This window comes from Blastococcus sp. TBT05-19, from assembly GCF_003319095.1.
Lineage (GTDB): Bacteria > Actinomycetota > Actinomycetes > Mycobacteriales > Geodermatophilaceae > Blastococcus.
This window is the reverse complement of the sequence record NZ_QOHI01000004.1, coordinates 185,561-202,938: the sequence shown is the minus strand read 5'-3', so window position 1 is coordinate 202,938 and position 17,378 is coordinate 185,561. Positions and strand designations below refer to the sequence as shown.

Annotated in this window: 16 protein-coding genes and 1 pseudogene; 14 read left to right on the top strand and 3 right to left on the bottom strand. The window is 74.5% G+C overall.

Annotated elements, in window-relative coordinates:
- Entirely contained in the window at positions 1-429 is a 429-nt protein-coding gene (locus DQ244_RS12350; protein ID WP_199580369.1) for a MarR family winged helix-turn-helix transcriptional regulator, read from the top strand.
- A 7-nt stretch (positions 430-436) separates the two neighbouring features.
- Here DQ244_RS12350 and DQ244_RS12345 read toward each other — a convergent pair whose 3' ends face one another.
- Positions 437-1,336 (bottom strand): PaaX family transcriptional regulator C-terminal domain-containing protein, encoded by a 900-nt coding sequence (locus tag DQ244_RS12345; protein WP_233491351.1) that lies wholly within the window; start codon positions 1,334-1,336, stop codon positions 437-439.
- A gap of 175 nt (positions 1,337-1,511) precedes the next feature.
- Between DQ244_RS12345 and DQ244_RS20275 the strand changes: the two are divergent.
- The 12 genes and pseudogenes from DQ244_RS20275 to DQ244_RS12290 all read left to right on the top strand — a co-directional run.
- Positions 1,512-2,228, top strand: a pseudogene (locus tag DQ244_RS20275) (ABC transporter ATP-binding protein); the annotation flags it as partial.
- Positions 2,229-3,062: an ABC transporter ATP-binding protein gene (locus DQ244_RS20270; RefSeq protein WP_369832114.1), complete on the top strand. Its 834-nt coding sequence runs from the start codon at positions 2,229-2,231 to the stop codon at positions 3,060-3,062.
- Positions 3,063-3,135: 73 nt separating this feature from the next.
- A complete protein-coding gene (locus DQ244_RS12335) occupies positions 3,136-4,026 on the top strand; it encodes a branched-chain amino acid ABC transporter permease (RefSeq protein ID WP_113811781.1) in 891 nt (296 codons plus the stop codon).
- Positions 4,019-5,182, top strand: coding sequence for a branched-chain amino acid ABC transporter permease (locus DQ244_RS12330; RefSeq protein ID WP_113811780.1), 1,164 nt, complete (start codon positions 4,019-4,021; stop codon positions 5,180-5,182). The genes DQ244_RS12335 and DQ244_RS12330 overlap by 8 nt, the downstream gene beginning before the upstream one ends.
- Positions 5,179-6,429, top strand: coding sequence for an ABC transporter substrate-binding protein (locus DQ244_RS12325; protein ID WP_113811779.1), 1,251 nt, complete (start codon positions 5,179-5,181; stop codon positions 6,427-6,429). Before DQ244_RS12330 ends, DQ244_RS12325 begins: the two co-directional genes overlap by 4 nt.
- A 2-nt stretch (positions 6,430-6,431) precedes the next feature.
- On the top strand, positions 6,432-8,006 hold the full coding sequence (locus DQ244_RS12320; protein WP_113811778.1) for a class I adenylate-forming enzyme family protein: 1,575 nt from the start codon (positions 6,432-6,434) through the stop codon (positions 8,004-8,006).
- 132 nt (positions 8,007-8,138) lie between these two features.
- On the top strand, positions 8,139-9,335 hold the full coding sequence (gene serA, locus DQ244_RS12315) for a phosphoglycerate dehydrogenase (protein ID WP_113811777.1): 1,197 nt from the start codon (positions 8,139-8,141) through the stop codon (positions 9,333-9,335).
- A gap of 53 nt (positions 9,336-9,388) precedes the next feature.
- The gene (locus DQ244_RS12310) at positions 9,389-10,555 is read left to right on the top strand and encodes an MFS transporter (protein ID WP_113811776.1); all 1,167 of its coding nucleotides are present in this window, start codon (positions 9,389-9,391) and stop codon (positions 10,553-10,555) included.
- A 100-nt stretch (positions 10,556-10,655) separates the two neighbouring features.
- Positions 10,656-10,949: a hypothetical protein gene (locus DQ244_RS12305; RefSeq protein WP_113811775.1), complete on the top strand. Its 294-nt coding sequence runs from the start codon at positions 10,656-10,658 to the stop codon at positions 10,947-10,949.
- A 122-nt stretch (positions 10,950-11,071) separates the two neighbouring features.
- Positions 11,072-11,458 carry a DUF6394 family protein gene (locus DQ244_RS12300; protein ID WP_113811774.1) on the top strand — a complete coding sequence of 129 codons (387 nt, stop codon included), beginning with the start codon at positions 11,072-11,074 and terminating at the stop codon, positions 11,456-11,458.
- Positions 11,459-11,460: 2 nt separating this feature from the next.
- On the top strand, positions 11,461-13,272 hold the full coding sequence (locus tag DQ244_RS12295) for an NAD-binding protein (protein ID WP_233491350.1): 1,812 nt from the start codon (positions 11,461-11,463) through the stop codon (positions 13,270-13,272).
- A 44-nt stretch (positions 13,273-13,316) separates the two neighbouring features.
- Entirely contained in the window at positions 13,317-13,613 is a 297-nt protein-coding gene (locus DQ244_RS12290; protein WP_113811773.1) for a hypothetical protein, read from the top strand.
- Between the two features lie 22 nt (positions 13,614-13,635).
- Here DQ244_RS12290 and DQ244_RS12285 read toward each other — a convergent pair whose 3' ends face one another.
- Both DQ244_RS12285 and DQ244_RS12280 read right to left on the bottom strand, forming a co-directional pair.
- Complete coding sequence (locus DQ244_RS12285) at positions 13,636-14,439, bottom strand: alpha/beta hydrolase (protein ID WP_113811772.1); 804 nt, start codon at positions 14,437-14,439, stop codon at positions 13,636-13,638.
- The gene (locus tag DQ244_RS12280; RefSeq protein ID WP_113811771.1) at positions 14,436-15,515 is read right to left on the bottom strand and encodes an LLM class flavin-dependent oxidoreductase; all 1,080 of its coding nucleotides are present in this window, start codon (positions 15,513-15,515) and stop codon (positions 14,436-14,438) included. Before DQ244_RS12280 ends, DQ244_RS12285 begins: the two co-directional genes overlap by 4 nt.
- Positions 15,516-15,638: 123 nt before the next feature.
- Here DQ244_RS12280 and DQ244_RS12275 point away from each other — a divergent pair, with 123 nt between their 5' ends.
- On the top strand, positions 15,639-17,204 hold the full coding sequence (locus DQ244_RS12275) for a cryptochrome/photolyase family protein (RefSeq protein ID WP_233491349.1): 1,566 nt from the start codon (positions 15,639-15,641) through the stop codon (positions 17,202-17,204).
- Positions 17,205-17,378 lie beyond the last annotated feature (174 nt).

Genomic DNA, 17,378 nt, shown 5'->3' with positions numbered 1-17,378 from the left:
ATGAGCCAGCCCCTGGCCGACGACCTGGGATTCCTGCTCTCCCGTGCCAGCGGGCAGGTCGTCCGGGCGACGAACAGCGCGCTGGCCGGTCACGGTCTGCGGGTGCGCCAGTACTCGGTCCTGACCCTGGCCTGCCAGGCCGCCGAGGGGATCAGCCAGCGGGAGCTCGCCTCCGTGCTGGGGCTGGACCCGTCGCAGGTGGTGCTCCTGGTCGACGAGCTGACCGCGGCCGGTCTGGTCGAGCGGCAGGCCCAGGAGGCCGACCGGCGCACCCGGCTCGTGGTCGCCACCCCGGAGGGCCACCGCGTCCGGGAGACCGCGCGGGAGGACGCCGACGCCGCCATGGAGACGCCGCTGAGCCTGCTGGGCGAGGCGGAGCGGGAGCGGCTCCGCGACATGCTCACCCGCATCTGGACCGCCACCGGCTGAACCCGGCTCAGGCGATGCGGCCGGTCGCCCTGAGGCTGCGTTCCAGCGCGGCGCGGGCGGCCGGCTCGAGGCCGTCGAACACCCGCCGGTAGACGGCGCTGCTCGCCGGGGCGGGCCACTCCGGGCCCAGCTGCGCGGCGGGGAGCCCCGGGTCGGTGCGGAGGAGCCCCAGCCAGTCCGACCCCAGCAGCGTGAGCTGCGCGAGCGAGCCGGCAACCGCCGGCGGGCGGCCCCAGGTGTCGATGAACCGCAGGTGGGCCGCGCGTACAGCCGGCACGTCCCACGCCCGGTGCACCAGGCGGTCGACGTCGGTGCCGGGCAGGACGCGCGCGGCGAAGGCGTCGGCCAGGCCGGCCACCTCGGCCAGGTCGGAGCGGCCCAGCACGGTGGCGACGTCGACGGTGCCGGGGGCGATCCACAACCCGTCGCGCAGCCCGCCGAACCCGGCCCAGGTCAGCCGGGCGCGCACCCGGTGCCGCAGGTCCCGGCGGCTCTCGGGCACCGAGTAGCTGAGCAGCGTCCACTCGCTCTCGGGGTGCTCGAACGGCGTGGGGGAGGCGACGCGGCCTGCGGCCTCGCGGAGCACGTCCTCGGCCAGGGGTGTGAGCGCGTACTCCGCCGTCCGGCCCACCTGGCCGCGGGTCAGCAGCCCGCGCTGGGTCATCCGCTTCAGGGTGGCCCGGGCGGCGGCCTCGGTGACCCCCAGGTCGGCCAGCAGGTCCAGCAGGGTCACCGAGGGCAGCGGCGGGAGGCCGGCGTCGAGGACCAGTGCGCCGAAGAAGCTCAGCAGCAGCGACTGGGGCCGGTGGGGGACCGTCGTCCCCGCGCCCACGCCGTCGATCCGGCCGTCGATCCGGCCGTCGATCTCGCCGTCGAGCTCGTCCTCGACGGCCGGTGGTGCGCTCATGGCCCTCCCTGCTCCCGTGGTGCATACCAGTGCTGCCGCCCAGTGGAACAGAAGTTAGACAGTCCCTTGACGTTCGTCGCCCGTAACTCTAGCTTCTGCGTGACCTAGACCACGGGGTCTCACCCCGTCGGGTCTGCCGTCCGGGCCGGAAGGGGCGCCGATGACGTCATCACCGCTGCTGAGCGTGGAGCACCTCGACGTCTCCTACGACGGCGCCGTCCAGGCGCTCGAGGACGTCTCGCTCGAGGTGCACGCGGGCTCCGTCGTCGCCGTCCTCGGCTCCAACGGTGCCGGCAAGACCTCGCTGCTCCGGGCCGTCTCCCGCGCGCTCGGCTCCTACGGGGGTGCGGTCACCGGCGGCACCATCCGCTACCAGGGCGCGGACCTGGCCGGCACCGACGCCTCGACCGTCGTCCGCCGCGGGCTGGTCCAGGTGCCGGAGGGACGGCGGGTCTTCCGCGACCTGACCGTCGAGGAGAACCTGAGCGCCGGTGGCTTCACCGTGCGCGACACGAAGCGCCGCAACGCCGCCCGGGACCGGGTCTTCGACCTCTTCCCCGTCCTGGCGGAGCGGCGCTCGCAGCTCGGCGGGCTGCTCTCCGGTGGTCAGCAGCAGATGCTCGCCATGGGCCGGGCCCTGATGACCTCACCGGAGCTGCTGCTCCTGGACGAGCCGTCGCTCGGGCTGGCCCCGCTGCTGGTCGACCAGATCGGCGAGATCGTCACCCAGATCAACGCCCAGGGCACGGCGGTGCTGCTCATCGAGCAGAACGCCGTCATGGGTCTGCGGGTCGCCGACCGGGCCTACGTCCTGGAGGTCGGCCGCGTGACCGCCTCCGGCAGCGCCGAGGAGCTGGCCGCCAGCGACGACGTCCGCGAGCGCTACCTCGGCGTGGCGGTCCCCGTCCGGCCCGCCGACGTCGTCGTGACCGAGCCGGCGATCCCGACGGCCGAGGCGCCCGCGCGGCTGTCCGTGGAGAACCTGACCGTCCGGTTCGGCGGCATCGCCGCCCTGTCGGAGGTGTCCTTCACCGTCGAGCCCGGCACCGTGCACGCGCTGATCGGCCCGAACGGGGCCGGCAAGTCCACCTGCATCAACGTGCTCGGCGGCGCCTACCGGGCCACCGAGGGGCGGGTGACCTTCGGCGACGAGGAGCTGACCGCCCTCCCCGCCCACCGGACCGCCGGGCTGGGGGTGGCGCGGACCTTCCAGAACATCTCCCTGGCCCTCGAGGACACCGTCGAGGACAACCTCCTCGTGGGCCGGCACCGGCTGATGCGCTCCGGGGTCCTGACCGGGGCGCTGCGCACCCCGGGGGCCCGCCGCGAGGAGCGCCGGCACCGGGAGACGGTCCGGGACATCGCCGAGCTGCTCGGGCTGACCCCGCTGCTGCAGGCCCCCGTGCACGGCCTCTCCTACGGCAACCGCAAGCGGGTCGAGATGGGCCGGGCCCTGGCCGCCCGCCCGTCGCTGCTGCTGCTCGACGAGCCGGTCGCCGGCATGACGCACGGGGAGTCGCAGGAGATGGCCGAGACCATCCGGCAGGTCCGCCGCGACCTCGGCCTGTCGATCCTGCTCGTCGAGCACGACATGCCCTTCGTCATGGGCCTGGCCGAGCAGGTCACCGTCCTCGACTTCGGCAAGAAGATCGCCGAGGGCACCCCGGCCGAGGTCCAGCGGGACCCCGAGGTGCTCCGCGCCTACCTGGGAGCGGCCGCGGTATGAGCGATCGGCGAGCGAGCATCGCAGCGAGCCCTGCGAGCGAGGAGCGGAACGAGCGCGGAGCGGGAGACAGGGCATGAGCTACTTCCTCACCCAGGTGCTGAACGGGCTGTCCTTCGGGCTGGTCCTGAGCCTCATCGCCGCGGGCTTCGCCATCGTGTTCACCTCCACCGGGGTGCTGAACTTCGCGCACGGGTCGGTGGTCCTGCTGGGCGCCTACCTGGTCGCGGTCACCCAGCCGACGATCGGCTTCTGGCCGGCCGTGCTGGTGGGCATCGCCGGGGCGGCCGGGGTCGGCGTGCTGATCAACGCGCTCCTCGTCCGCAACCTCGCCGATCCCAACCCGGGTACCGCGGCCATCCTGATGCTCGGGGTGGACATCCTCCTGCTCACCGAGCTGACCCGGCGGATCGGCAACCGGGTGCTGCCGCTCGGGGCGCCGTGGGGCGCCGACACCGTCCGCTTCGCCGGCATCGCGCTGCCCACCGGCCGCGTGCTGGCCGCGGTGCTGGCGATCGTCGTCTTCGCGGGCCTGTGGTTCCTCTTCGCCCGCACCCGCATGGGCGTCGGCATGCGCGCCGCGGCGGCCGACGGGCCGACGGCGTCGCTGATGGGCATCCAGCTCGCCCGCACCGGCGCCACGGGCTGGGCCCTGGCCGGGGTGCTGGCCGCGCTCGCCGGGGTCTTCCTCACCTCGTTCCCCGCGCCCGGGATCGCGCCGACGGTGGCGCTGTCGGCCTTCCTCGCCATCCCCGCGTGGGTGCTGGGTGGCTTCGACTCGGTTCCGGGAGCCGTGCTCGGCGGCCTGCTCGTCGGGCTCGTCACGGCGCTGACCGTCGGCTACGAGAGCCACCTGACCTTCCTCGGCAGCGGCTTCGGCGACGTCGTGCCCTACGTCCTGATGATCATCGTCCTGCTCGTGCGGCCGCAGGGCCTGCTCGGCAGCAAGGAGGCCGTCCGTGTCTGACCTCCCACGCCGGATCGGCGGACTGGTCCTGCTCCTGGTCGCCCTGGCGCTCCCGCTGGTGCTCGAGGACTTCTGGCTGCAGCTCGGCCTGTTCGTGATGGCCGCCATGGTCGGCGCGATCGGTCTCACCCTGCTGGTCGGCGTGGCCGGCCAGCTCTCCCTCGGCCACGCGGCGTTCGCCGCCATCGGTGCCTACGTCTTCGTGTGGGCGACGTCGGAGTCCACGCCCACGCTCGCCGGCGCCGGCCTCCCCGCCGTCGTCGGGCTCGTGGTCGCCGTCGGGGTGACGGCGCTGGTGGGCTTCGCCTTCTCCCCGGTCGCCAGCCGGCTGCGGGGCATCTACCTCGGGCTCGCCACCCTGGGCCTGGTCTTCGTCGTGCGGCACCTGCTGCTCAACCTGGAGCCCTGGACCGGAGGGTTCACCGGGCGCTCGGTCGAGCCGTTCACCCTCGGCGGGTTCAGCTTCAGCAACCGCGACCCCGACTACCTCGCCGTCGCGGGCGTGGAGTTCGAGGGGCTGCACCGCCTCTGGTACCTGTTCCTCGTCCTGACGCTGCTCGCCTGCTGGCTCGGGGTCAACCTCCGGTCGAGCCGCACGGGGCGGGCCTGGGCGAACGTCCGCGACAGCGAGACCGCCGCCGCGGCGATGGGCATCGCCGTCGCCCGGCACAAGGCGTCGGCCTTCGTCGTCTCCTCCGGCTACGCGGGCCTGGCGGGAGCGCTGCTGGCCCTGGCCTACGGGCGGCTGGCCCCCGACGTCTTCACCCTCACCGTGTCGGTCGAGTTCCTGGTCATGATCGTGATCGGCGGGCTCGGGTCGGTGGGCGGGGCGATGGTGGGCGCGCTCTTCGTCACCGCGCTGCCCCTGGTCCTGACGCAGTACAGCGACGCCATCCCCTTCCTCGCGGCTCCGGGCTCCGGAGGCCTGGACCCGGCGACGGCGTCCCGGCTGCTCTACGGGCTGGCCATCATCGCCGTCCTGGTCTTCCTGCGCGGCGGCCTGACCGGAGCCTTCCGCCGGCTGCGCGGCCGCTTCGGGGGCGGCGGACCCGTCGCCGCCTCCGGCGCTCCGGACGACACCCGTCCCGCCCCACCCACCGACCCCGGCCACCAGGCCGGCATGCACCCCGCCATCTCGAAGGAGACCGCACGATGACGAAGACACGCCCCGCCCTGGTCGCCGCTGCAGCGTGCCTGTTCGCGGTCACCGCCTGCTCGACCACCGAGCCGGAGTCCGCCGGTGGTGGTGGTTCGGGCGACGTCGAGACCGGGACCGGGGTGACCGACTCCGCGATCTCCATCGGCGTGCTGACCGATCTCTCCGGACCGTTCGCCGCCGGAGCCGCCGTCCAGGTCACCGAGTTCCAGGCGTACTGGGACCAGGTCAACGCCGACGGCGGGGTCTGCGGCCGCGACGTCGAGATGCAGGTGCAGGACCACGCGTACGACCCGCAGAAGGCCGTCTCGCTGTACCGCAGCATGTCCTCGGACATCGTCGCGCTGCAGCAGGTGCTCGGTGGGCCGACCAGCGCCGCCGTCCTCCCGCTGGCAGAGCAGGACAGCGTCTACGTCGGCGGCGTCGGCTGGGCGAGCACCGCGCTGGGCTACGCGAACAACCAGCTGCCCGGCGCCAGCTACAGCATCCAGGGCGCCAACGCCGTCGACTACCTCGTCGACGAGCTCGGCATCGAGGAGGGCAGCTCCATCGGCGTCGTGTACTACGTCGGCGACTACGGCGCGGACGCGCTCGCCGGCGCCCAGCACGCGGCCGAGGAGCGCGGTCTCACGGTGATCCCGCAGGAGATCACGCCCGCGACCACCGACCTGTCGGCGCAGGCGTCCGCGCTCGTCCAGGAGGGCGCCTCCGCCGTCATCCTGGGCGCCGCGCCCACGCAGCTCGCCTCGCTGGCCGGAGTGCTCGGGTCCCAGGGCGCGGACATCCCGATCGTCGGCATGAACCCGACGTTCAACCCGGCCCTGCTGAACACCCCGGCTGCCGACGCCCTGCTGGCCAACACCTACAGCATCCTCAGCGTGGCCCCCTACGCGTCCGACGAGCCGGGCGTCCAGGAGGCCAACGCGCTGTACGCCGAGGCCGACCCCGACGGCGCCACCGGCTGGGAGGTCCCCCTGGCCTACGGACAGGCCGAGCTGCTCAAGAACGTGCTCGAGCGCGCGTGCGACGCGGGCGACCTGACTCCCGAAGGCGTGGTGACGGCGCTCGGTTCGGCGGACGACGTCGACACGGAGGGCATCTTCCCGGACGGCCTGGACTTCACGCAGCCCGGTGAGTCCCCGACCCGCACCGTCTTCGTCACCAAGGTCAGCGACACCGCCGAGGCCGGCCTGGAGCTCCTCGACACCTTCGAGGGCCCCAGCGCGAAGAGCTACACCTTCGGCTGACCGTGACCCTGGAGCGCAGTGAGCTGCTGGCCGCTCCGGACCCCGCACCGGTGGAGGGCGTCCTCGGCGACGTCCTCCACCGGGCGGCCCGGGAGGGCGCCGACGACCTCCTCCTGACCACGCCGGCGACCGGGGAGTCCTGGACCGCCGCCCGGCTGCTGGCCGACGCCCGGGGGGTCGCGGCGGCGCTCGTGCGCGATCTCGCCCCCGGTTCCCGCGTCGCCACCTGCCTGGGCAACGGGCCGGCGGCGGTGCTCCTGCAGCTCGGCACCGCCCTCGCCGGCATGACCCTCGTGCCGGTCAACCCGCGCTCCCGCCCGGCGGAGCTCGAGCACGCCCTCCGGCTCTCGGGGGCGGTCCGGGTCTACGCCGCCGTCGACGCCGGGGGGAACCCGGTCGCCGACCTCGCGGAGGAGGCCCGCCCGCGGCTGCCCGGGCTGCGCGACGTGCGCCGGTGCGGGGACGACTGGCGGGACGCCGTCGAGCTCGCCGAGCCCACGGCGCTGCCGGTCGTCGACCCGGAGAGCCTCGCGCAGATCCAGTTCACCTCCGGCACGACCGGCCGGGCCAAGGGCGTGCGGATCACGCACGCCGGGATGGTCACCACCGGCAGCGCCTTCGCCGAACGCCTCGGCCCCGATGCCGGACGCGTCTGGGTGAACCCGATGCCGCTGTTCCACACCGCCGGCAACGTGCTCGGGGTCGTGGGCGCGCTCTGGGCCCGGGCCGAGCACGTCGCGCTGCCGTTCGCGCCGGGGCCGGTGCTCGCCGCGACGGCCGACCGCCGGGCCACCCTGCTGTCGGCGGCACCCACCCTGCTCGACCTGCTCGCGGCCGACCCCGCCCTGCCCGGCACCGACCTGTCGGCGCTGCGGGTGCTGTTCACCGGCGGCATGACGGTCACCCCGGCCTTCGTCGACCGCGTCGAGCAGGTGTTCGGGGCGCGGCTCTCGATCACCTTCGGGATGACCGAGACCTGCGGCGCCGTGCTGCAGACCTCGCCGGCGGACCCGGACCGGATCCGCCGGGAGACGGTGGGCGCCCCGCTGGCGGGGACCGACGTGCGGATCGCCGGTCCGGACGGGGCGCCCGTGCCCCCAGGCACCCCGGGCGAGCTGTGGATCCGCGGCGCGCGCATCACCCGGGGGTACCTCGACGACCCGGCCGCCACCGCCGAGGCGATCGACGCCGACGGGTGGCTGCACAGCGGCGACCTGGCGGAGATGGACGGCGACGGCGCCTGCCGGGTCGTCGGGCGGCTCAAGGACATGATCAAGACCGGCGGGGAGAACGTGTCACCGGTCGAGGTCGAGGAACGGCTGGCCGCGCACCCCGACGTCGCCCAGGCCGCGGTCGTCGGGATACCGGACGAGCGCTGGGGCGAGCTCGTCGTCGCCTTCGTCGTGCCCGCGGGCGCCGTCGACCCCGACCCCGCCGACCTGGCCGGCTTCTGCCGGGACGGGCTGTCCCCGTTCAAGGTGCCGCGGGTCTGGCACGTCGTGGACGAGCTCCCGATGACCGCCTCGGCGAAGGTGCAGCGGGCCGAGCTGCGCCGGCGGGCCGCGTCCGACGCGTGAGAGAGCCGCGTCCGGGGTGACGGGGCCGCGTCCGTTCCCACCGCGTGGAAGGGCGATTTCGGTGCACGGGACGCCCTGTGCCATGGTCGTGGCTCGACCCCGCAGCCACGCTGCCCCAGGAGGCGCCGGACCATGCCCAGAGCACTGCTGCTCGAGAACATCGACCCCGTGGCGGTGGAGCTGCTGTCGGCCGCCGGCTACGAGGTGGAGTCGGTGCGCGGAGCGCTCGACGAGATCGACCTGATCGACGCGCTCGAGGGCGTGGAGGTGCTGGGCATCCGCTCCAAGACGCGGGTGACGGCGAAGGTGCTGGAGAACCGGCCCGAGCTCTCCGCGGTCGGAGCCTTCTGCATCGGCACCAACCAGATCGACCTGGCGGCGGCCACCGCCGCGGGGGTGGCGGTGTTCAACGCGCCCTTCTCGAACACCCGCAGCGTCGTGGAGCTGGCGATCGCCGAGATCATCAGCCTGGCCCGCCGGCTGATCGACCGGGACCGGGCGCTGCACGCCGGCACCTGGGACAAGTCCGCCTCCGGCAGCCACGAGATCCGGGGACGGACGCTGGGCATCGTCGGCTACGGCAACATCGGCAGCCAGCTGTCGGTGCTGGCCGAGGCCTTGGGCATGCGGGTCGTCTACTACGACCTGGAGGACAAGCTCGCGCTGGGCAACGCACAGCGCTGCGACACGCTGGACGAGCTGCTGGAGCGCGCCGAGACCGTGTCGTTGCACGTCGACGGACGGGGCGGCAACGCCGGCATGTTCGGCGCCGAGCAGTTCGCCCGGATGCGGCCCCGCAGCCTGTTCCTCAACCTGTCGCGCGGGTTCGTCGTCGACCACGAGGCGCTGCGCGAGCACGTCCTCAGCGGCCACATCGCCGGCGCCGCCGTCGACGTCTTCCCCGAGGAGCCGCGCGAGCAGGGCGACGAGTTCCGGTCGGTGCTGCGCGGCCTGCCCAACGTCATCCTCACCCCGCACGTCGGCGGGTCGACCCAGGAGGCGCAGTACGACATCGGGCGCTTCGTCGCCGGGAAGCTGGTCGACTACACCCGCACCGGCACGACGACGCTCAGCGTCAACCTCCCCGCGGTGGTCCTGCACGGGTCGTCGGCGGACCGGTTCGCCCTGCTTCACCACAACGTGCCCGGCGTCCTGGCGCGGGTGGACGCGCTGGTCGGCGATCACGGGCTGAACGTCGACGGGCAGGTGCTGGCCACCCGCGGCCAGTTCGGCTACGTGGTCACCGACGTCAGCGCCGAGCTGCCCGCGGCGCTGCTGGCGGCGCTCCGCGAGCTGCCCGAGACCGTCCGCCTGACGACCTCCGGCTGACCCGTCCGGTCGCCGGGACGCGGCGCGTGCCGGGGGTCGTATCGTCCCTCGGCATGCGGGTCCCGGCACCGGTCGACTCCGGGCGGAGCTGGGTCGTGGTGGCCGCGGCCTTCGCCGGGATGTTCGTCTCGTTCGGGATCCTCTACTCCTTCGGTGCGTTCCTCGGGCCGATGGCCGAGGAGTTCGGCTCCGGCCGTGGCGCGACGTCGTCGGTCTTCGCCCTGACCTCCCTCACCTACTTCGGCCTCGGCGCCCTCAGCGGGGCCGCGGTGGACCGCTACGGCCCCCGGCGGGTGCTGGCGGTCGGGGCCCTCGCCCTGGGCGCCGGGCTGGTCGCCACCTCGCTGGCGGCCGAGCTGTGGATCGGCCTGCTGACCTACGGCCTGGGGGTGGGCATCGGGGTGGCCTGCGCGTACGTGCCGATGGTGGCCGTCGTCAGCGGGTGGTTCGAGCGTCGCCGCACGCTGGCGATCGGGGTGGCCGTGACCGGCGTGGGCCTGGGGACCCTCGCCGTCGCGCCGCTGGCCGCCGCGCTGGTCGAGGAGCTCGGCTGGCGGCGCGCGCACCTGGTGCTGGGGCTCGCCGGCGCCGCCGTCCTGGCGGTCTGCGCCCTCGTCGTCGAGCGCCCGCCGGTGCAGCCCGGACCGGCGGCCCTCACGGTCCGCGCCGCCGTGCGCAACCGGGACTACCGGCGGCTGTACCTGGCGTCGGCCCTCCTGACCGTCGCCCTCTTCGTCCCCTTCGTCCACCTGCCGGGGTACGCCGTCGGGATCGGCGTCGCCCCGGTCGCGGCCGTGGCGCTCGTCGGGGTCATCGGCGCGGCCAGCACCGTCGGCCGGCTGCTGCTCGGGGTGGTCGCGGCGCGGACCGGCGCGCTGCGCGCCTTCCAGGCCTGCTTCGTGACGATGGCGGCGAGCTTCGTCCTGTGGTTGCTCGGCGGTGGCTACGGCGTCCTGGTCGCCTTCGCCGTGGTGCTGGGCGTCGGGTACGGCGGCTTCGTCGCGATCGGTCCCGCGGTGGTGGCCGAGCGCTTCGGCACCACGCGCCTCGGCGGGCTGCTGGGCGCGCTCTACACCAGCGCCGGCATCGGCTCGGCGGTCGGCGCCCCGCTCGCCGGTGCGGTCGTCGACGCGTCCGGGTCCTACACGCCGGCCATCGCCGGATGCCTCGCCCTCGGGGCCGCCGCCTGCTGCGTCGTGCTCACCGTCGGTCGCTCCTGAGGCGCCGGGGGAGGGAGGGCCAGGGACCTTCCGCCCTCCTCCCGGCGCGTCCCGAGGAGCACAGTGGTGGGCATCGGTGCGGCCTCGAGGAGGCGGGACGATGACCATCCAGAGCAGGAGCTCCGGAGCGCCGGCGCACGGACGCCCGGGCCCCGATCCGCTGCAGATGACCGAGCTCGAGAAGCGCATGGCCGAGGCGGAGGCGCGCCACGACGTCGCCGCCCGTGGTCGCCGAGCAGCCCCGGACGTCGTGCAGCACTACTGCGCCCACGAGCGGGTGACGCAGGCGTGCCGCGCTCCCCGGGCCGGCGCTCCCGCCGCGCGGCAGCGGGGCCGGACCGCGACGGAGAAACCGCCGTCGCGGCTCCAGATCCTGTTCAGCCGCCTCTTCTGACGGCTCGGCCCGCCCCCGACGGCGCCGGCACCTCCGCCGGCCCCGCCGGGCGGTGGCGCGTGCCTGCGTGTTTCGGGCCCGCACCACCTGGGCAGGGGCTGGCGCCGAGGTGAGGAGGCCGGATGAACTTGGAGAAAGTCGTCTTCGGCTTCTTCGTCCTCCTGGCTGCCACCCTCAACTTCGGGTTCTTCATCGGCGACATCGGCGACCCCGATCTGCACAACCCCTACGAGCTCTTCGCCGCCGTCGTCGTCAACCTCATCGCCACGGTGCTGAAGTTCGGCGACCGCACCCAGATCGGGGCGGTGCACCTCGCGACGAGCCTGGTGGCGGTCCTGCAGCTGATCGTGGCGGCGCTGCTGTACGGCTACGCCACGCACGTGTCGACGGCCGGGATGAACGAGTCGTGGACGGCGAGCGTCGTCTCCCTGTCCGGGGGTGCGCTCCTGGCCAACATCGTCTCCGTCGTCCTGCTCGTCGTGGAGACGGTCTCCTACCACCGCGACTGACCATGGCCGACCCGAAGGGAAGCCTGCTCGCCAGGATGGTCGGCCGGCCCGGCGCCGACCAGCGGCGGGTGCGCCGGGCGACCTTCCGCGTCGCCGCGGCCTCCGCCGCGCAGGCGTCGGCCACGGTCTTCCTGATCATGCGGCGCATGCGGACGCCGCTGATCGTGCTGATCGTCATCTTCGCGGTCAGCGTCCTGGGGCTGACCGTCATCCCGGGCGAGGACGGGGACGGCGGCCCCCGGCGGATGAGCTTCTTCGACGCGTTCTACGTCATGAGCTACACGGCGACGACGATCGGCTTCGGCGAGCTCCCGTACCCCTTCACCTACAACCAGCGGATGTGGGTGACGGTCTCGATCTACCTCACGGTGATCGGCTGGGCCTACGCGATCGGCTCGCTGCTCGCGCTGCTGCGGGACCGCGCCTTCCGCTCGGCGCTGGCGCTGCAGCACTTCAGCCGGAAGGTGGCCCGGCTGCGCGAGCCGTTCCTGCTCATCGCCGGGCACGGCCGCACCGGCGAGCTGGTCGGGCGGTCCTTCGACAAGCTGGGCCGCCGCTTCGTCGTCCTCGACCTGGACCAGGAGCGGATCGACCGGCTGGAGCTCGGGTCCTACGTCTCCGACGTCCCCGGGCTCGCCGCGGACGCCCGCGACCCCGGGCACCTGGCCGTGGCGGGGCTGGGGCACCCCTGCTGCGAGGCCGTCGTCGCCCTGACCAACGACGAGGAGGTCAACCTCACCGTCGTCATGGCGGCGGCGCTGCTCCGGCCCGAGCTGCCGGTCATCGCCCGGGTCTGGTCCCGCACGATCGCCGAGCGCATGCAGGCCTTCGGCTCCCCGAGCACCGTGAACGCGTTCGACCGGTTCGGCGACCACCTGCGGCTCGCGCTCCGGTCGCCGGCCACCTACCAGCTCAAGCGCTGGCTGGAGAGCGGGCCGGGCGCGGTGCTGCCCGAACGGGGATCCCCGCCGGGCAGCGGGCGCTGGGTGGTCTTCGGCTACGGCCGGCTGGGGCGGGAGCTCGCCTCCGGCCTGCGCGCCGAGGGGCTGGACGTCACGGTCGTCGAGGTGCGCCCGACCGACACCGACGACGCCGACCTGCTCGTCGGCGACGGCTCCGACCCGTGGGTGCTGGCGCAGACCGACCTCGACCGGGCGGTGGGCGTGGTCGCGGGCACGGACAACGACACCACCAACCTCTCCCTGGTCGCCGCCGCGCGCCGCAGCAACGGATCGCTGTTCGTCGCCGCGCGGCAGAACGCGCCCGCGAGCGCGCCGCTGTTCGCGGCGATGGACATCGACGCCCTGCTCGTGCCGACCGAGGTCGTCGCGCACGAGGTGTACGCCCAGCTGTCGACGCCGCTGCTGTGGCGCTTCCTCCGCGAGCTGCCGAAGCAGGGGGAGGAGTGGGCCACGGGCATGGTCGACCGGCTCACGGACGTCTGCGGCCGGCGGCTGCAGACCCTGTGGAAGGTGCGGCTGACGGCACGGGAGGCACCCACGCTGAGCAGGTGGTTGGACACGGGCGAGGCGACCCTGGGGCAGCTGCTGCGCAATCACGAGGACCGCGAGGAGCCGATGCACGCGGTGACGCTGCTGGTCCTGCGCGGCGGGGACGTGACGCTGGCACCGGGCGACGACTTCGTCCTGCGGCCGGGCGACGAGCTGCTGCTCGCCGGCCGGGCCTCGGCCCGCCGGGCGCTGTCCACCATCCTGCTGGTCGAGGGCGTCCTCGAGTACGTCCTCACCGGCCGTCGCGTGCCGGGGAGCTGGATCTGGCGGAAGCTGGCGCCTGCTCGCCCCCACCGCGACTGACCTGCCCGGATGCAGCCGGCACCCGCCGGGCCTAGCCTTCGGGCATGCCTCCCGAGGAGCTGCAGCAGCTGGTCCGCCGGCGTCTCTGGGAGCTCGCCCGGACGGTCGAGGAGGCGTCGCGCCGCTCGCGCTGGGTGATCCCCGCCGACACCCTGGCGCTGATGGCCCGCAAGGGCGGCCGGAGCTTCATCAGCGAGGGGCTCGCGCAGTTCCTGGCCCGCGCGATCGACGTCCCGGAGAACCGGGTGCGCCGAGCGGCCGGGCTGCCGCCGGTCGGGGACGAGCGGGAGAGCATCACCACCCGGCCGCACCTCCGGATCATCGGCGGGGACGGCGCCTGACCGCTGCTCCCCGGCGGGGACGTCAGGGGAGCAGGTGGGCGCGCAGGAAGCCGGCCACCGCCGCGAGGGACGCCGGGGAGTCGAAGGCGGGGTCCTCGTGGTTGGCCCCGTCGAGCAGCCACAGGGTCGAGTCGACCCCCTCGGCGCGCAGCGCCCGGTGCAGCCGGCGGCTGTGCTCGGAGGGGATGAGCCCGTCGCGGTCGCCGTGCATCAGCAGGAACGGCGGAGCGCCCGGGCCGACGTGCGCGACCGGGCTGGCCGCGCGAGCCGCGTCCCGGTGCGCGCGCACGTCCTCGACGCCGAGCAGCCGCGCCTCGAACGACGGCTCGGGCAGCGGGCCGGTGACGAAGGGCGGGAGCGGCCCCTCGGGGACGTCGGAGCTCCGCAGCACGAGGTCGGACGGGGCGAACCAGGCGACGACGGCCTGCACCGACGCGTCCGCCCCGCCGTCGGTGAGCCCCAGCAACGACGCCAGGTGACCGCCCGCCGACGCGCCCCACGCGCCGATCCGGGACGCGTCCAGGCCGAAGTCGCCGGCGTGCGCCCGCAACCAGCGGACGGCGGCCCGCGCGTCGTCGAGCTGCGCCGGGAACGGTGCCTGCCCGCTGAGCCGGTACTGCACGGCGGCGACGGCCACACCGGCCCCGGCCAGCGGGAGGAGGCGCTGCTCCGCGCGGTCGGTGCGCGATCCCCGCATCCAGCCGCCGCCGTGCAGCCAGAGGCACAGCGGAGCGGGCCGGACGTCGGGTAGGTAGAGGTCCAGCCGCAGCTCTCCGCCGTCGACGGTCGAGTGGACGAGGTCGCGGTGCACCGTCGTCCCGGTCATCGGACGGCGGGGACGACCTGGTCGCGGAACAGCCCGACCGACGTCAGGACCGCCTCGACGTCGAGGGAACCCCAGGCGAACGCCCCGGCGAAGTGGTTGATCTCGGCGACCTCTCGCGCCCGGGCGACCTGCGCCGCCACGGTCTCCGGCGACCCGACGAAGAGCTTGTCCTCGGCGACCAGCGCGTCGAAGTCCGGCGGGCCCGTGAAGCGGTCGCTGCCGTGCGCCCGCCACAGGTGGGTGAAGCTGTCGTGGTGGGCGTCGAAGGCCGGCCGGGCCAGCGCCAGGGCGGCTTCGTCGGTCTCCGCGACCAGGACGTGCCGCAGCATCCCGAACCGGGGCGGGGTTCCCGGCAGGCTGTAGCGCACGCCGCCGCGGGCCTGCGACCGCCGGAAGGCGTCGAAGAAGATGCGGCTCTGCTCGCGCACCACCTCCAGCGGCGGTGAGGCGAAGCCGAAGCCGAACAGCACGTTGTAGCCCTCGTCGCCCAGCCGCGGGATCGAGGCCGCGTTCGACGTCGGGTACCACAGCGGCGGGTGCGGGCGCTGGTGGACGGGGACGTGCAGCGGAACGGAGGCGGCAGCCCCCTCGGCGTCCGGCCGCCGGAACGTCCCGGTCTCCAGCGCCTCCACGATCGCGGGAAACAGCGCCTCGAAGCGGGCCGCGGTGTCGGCCGGGGTCAGGCCGTACATGGCCGCCTCGATGGGGGAGGAGCCCTTGCCCACGCCGATGTCCAGCCGGCCGTGGCTCAGCTGGTCGAGCATGCAGATCTCCTGCACCAGCCGCAGCGGGTCGTACAGCGGGACGATGAAGGTGGTCGGCGCCAGCCGGATGCGCTCGGTCACCCGGGCGGCGGCGGCGAGGAAGACGGCGGGGGAGGGGGAGAGCCCCAGCGGGGTGCCGTGGTGCTCGGCGAGGTGGTAGGTGCTGAACCCGCCGCGGTCGGCCTCGGCGAGGACGCGCAGCCGCGCGTCGTACACCTCCGCCACCGGCAGACCGGGGACGGCGTCCACCCAGTCGAAGAGGCCGAACTGCAGCTCGTCCCGGTCGTCGTGCTCGGCAGGCTGTGCGGTCATCGTCGTCCCCCTCCCGCCGCGCACCCGGTGGACGCGGTGGAGGGGAACCTACCGATCCCGCCCGCACCCCGACTCGCGCCCGGCGCCCGCGTCCCCGCACGATGGCCGCCGGAGGTGGGGCCGGTGGCGGCGAGCGGGAACGGGACCGACGGGTCGGGCGGGGATCCCGCCCTGGCCGACTTCCCGGAGCGGGCGCCCGCGAGCCGCCGCTGGTGCTTCGCCGACCAGCTCGGGCCGCACTTCCTGGACGGGCCGGACCAGCCGGTGCTGCTGATCGAGGCCCGGTCGGTGTTCGCCCGCCGTCGGTTCCACCGGCAGAAGGCGCACCTCGTGCTCTCGGCGCTGCGGCACCGCGCGGCCGAGCTGGGGGACCGGGCCGAGTTCCACCAGGTCGGCACCTACGCCGAGGCGCTCGACCGGGTGCAGGAGCCGCTGAGCGTCTGCGCCCCGACGTCGTGGGCCAGCCGCGACTACGTGCTGCGCCGGGCCGGGGTGGACGTGCTGGCCGCCCGCGGCTTCGTGACCACCCAGGCGGAGTTCGCCGCCTGGGCCGAGGGCCGGGGGCGTCGACGACTGCTCATGGAGGACTTCTACCGGGACTCGCGGCGGCGGCACGACGTCCTGATGAACGGCGCCGAGCCGGTGGGCGGCCGGTGGAACCTGGACGAGGACAACCGCGAGCCGCCGCCGGCCGACGGCCGGATCGGCGTGCCCGAGCCGTGGTGGCCCGTCGAGGACGAGATCGACGCCGGGGTGCGCGCCGACCTCGACCGGTGGGAGGCCGAGGGCCTGGTCTCCTTCGTCGGGGACGACGGCCCGCGGCTGTTCCCGGTGACCCGCGCCGAGGCGCTGCACCGGCTGGAGGACTTCCTCGAGCACCGGCTGGGCGCCTTCGGCCCGCACGAGGACGCGATGCTGGCCGGCGACCGCTGGCTGGCCCACTCGCTGATCTCGCCCGCGCTCAACCTCGGGCTCCTCGACCCGCTCGAGGTGGTCGTCGCGACCGAGCAGAACGCCCGGGACCGCGCGGCGGCCGGCGACCTGCTGCCGCTCAACAGCGTCGAGGGCTTCGTCCGGCAGGTGATGGGCTGGCGCGACTACATCTGGCACATGTACTGGCACCTGGGCCGGGACTTCCGTGCGCGCAACCACCTCGGCGCGCACGCGGACGTGCCGGACTGGCTGACCGACCTGGACGACGGCGCGGTGGACGCCGCCTGCCTGTCCGGCGTGCTCGGCGACCTGCGCCGGGACGGGTGGGTGCACCACATCCCTCGCCTGATGGTGCTCGGCAACTACGCCCTCCAGCGCGGCATCGACCCCTCGGCGATGACCGACTGGTTCCACGAGAGCTTCGTGGACGGCTACGAGTGGGTGATGGTGGCCAACGTGGTCGGGATGAGCCAGCACGGCGACGGCGGGGTGCTCGCCACCAAGCCCTACGCCGCGGGCGGCGCCTACATCGACCGCATGAGCGACTACTGCGGCGGCTGCCGGTACGACCCGAGGAAGCGGCTCGGGGACGACGCCTGCCCCTACACCGCCGGCTACTGGGCGTTCCTCGACCGCACCCGCGACCGGCTGGCGGGCAACCACCGCATGCGCCGGCCGCTGCAGGGCCTCGACCGTTTGAAGGACCTCCGGGCCGTGGTCGAGCAGGAGGCCGACCGCGGCACGACGCCGCCGTAGCCGCTCCGGCTCAGCGCCAAGTGGTGCTCCGCACGGGCCGCCCGCACCCCCCGAGATGACCGGGTGTGACCGCAGCCGGGTCCACCGACCACCGATCGGGTGGTTCGCTGGATCCGGACGGTCTCGGATCGTTGCGCTGGGTAGCCGGCCGCCCCTACGGTTCACCCGCCCGGG

Bases quoted from the DNA above. Each gene is read 5' to 3' on its own strand.
- DQ244_RS12350 (WP_199580369.1), top strand. From the start codon at position 1: ATGAGCCAGCCCCTGGCCGACGACCTGGGATTCCTGCTCTCCCGTGCC.
- DQ244_RS12345 (WP_233491351.1), bottom strand. From the start codon at position 1,336: ATGAGCGCACCACCGGCCGTCGAGGACGAGCTCGACGGCGAGATCGAC.
- DQ244_RS12335 (WP_113811781.1), top strand. From the start codon at position 3,136: ATGAGCTACTTCCTCACCCAGGTGCTGAACGGGCTGTCCTTCGGGCTG.
- DQ244_RS12325 (WP_113811779.1), top strand. From the start codon at position 5,179: ATGACGAAGACACGCCCCGCCCTGGTCGCCGCTGCAGCGTGCCTGTTC.
- serA (WP_113811777.1), top strand. From the start codon at position 8,139: ATGCCCAGAGCACTGCTGCTCGAGAACATCGACCCCGTGGCGGTGGAG.
- DQ244_RS12310 (WP_113811776.1), top strand. From the start codon at position 9,389: ATGCGGGTCCCGGCACCGGTCGACTCCGGGCGGAGCTGGGTCGTGGTG.
- DQ244_RS12305 (WP_113811775.1), top strand. From the start codon at position 10,656: ATGACCATCCAGAGCAGGAGCTCCGGAGCGCCGGCGCACGGACGCCCG.
- DQ244_RS12300 (WP_113811774.1), top strand. From the start codon at position 11,072: ATGAACTTGGAGAAAGTCGTCTTCGGCTTCTTCGTCCTCCTGGCTGCC.
- DQ244_RS12295 (WP_233491350.1), top strand. From the start codon at position 11,461: ATGGCCGACCCGAAGGGAAGCCTGCTCGCCAGGATGGTCGGCCGGCCC.
- DQ244_RS12290 (WP_113811773.1), top strand. From the start codon at position 13,317: ATGCCTCCCGAGGAGCTGCAGCAGCTGGTCCGCCGGCGTCTCTGGGAG.
- DQ244_RS12285 (WP_113811772.1), bottom strand. From the start codon at position 14,439: ATGACCGGGACGACGGTGCACCGCGACCTCGTCCACTCGACCGTCGAC.
- DQ244_RS12280 (WP_113811771.1), bottom strand. From the start codon at position 15,515: ATGACCGCACAGCCTGCCGAGCACGACGACCGGGACGAGCTGCAGTTC.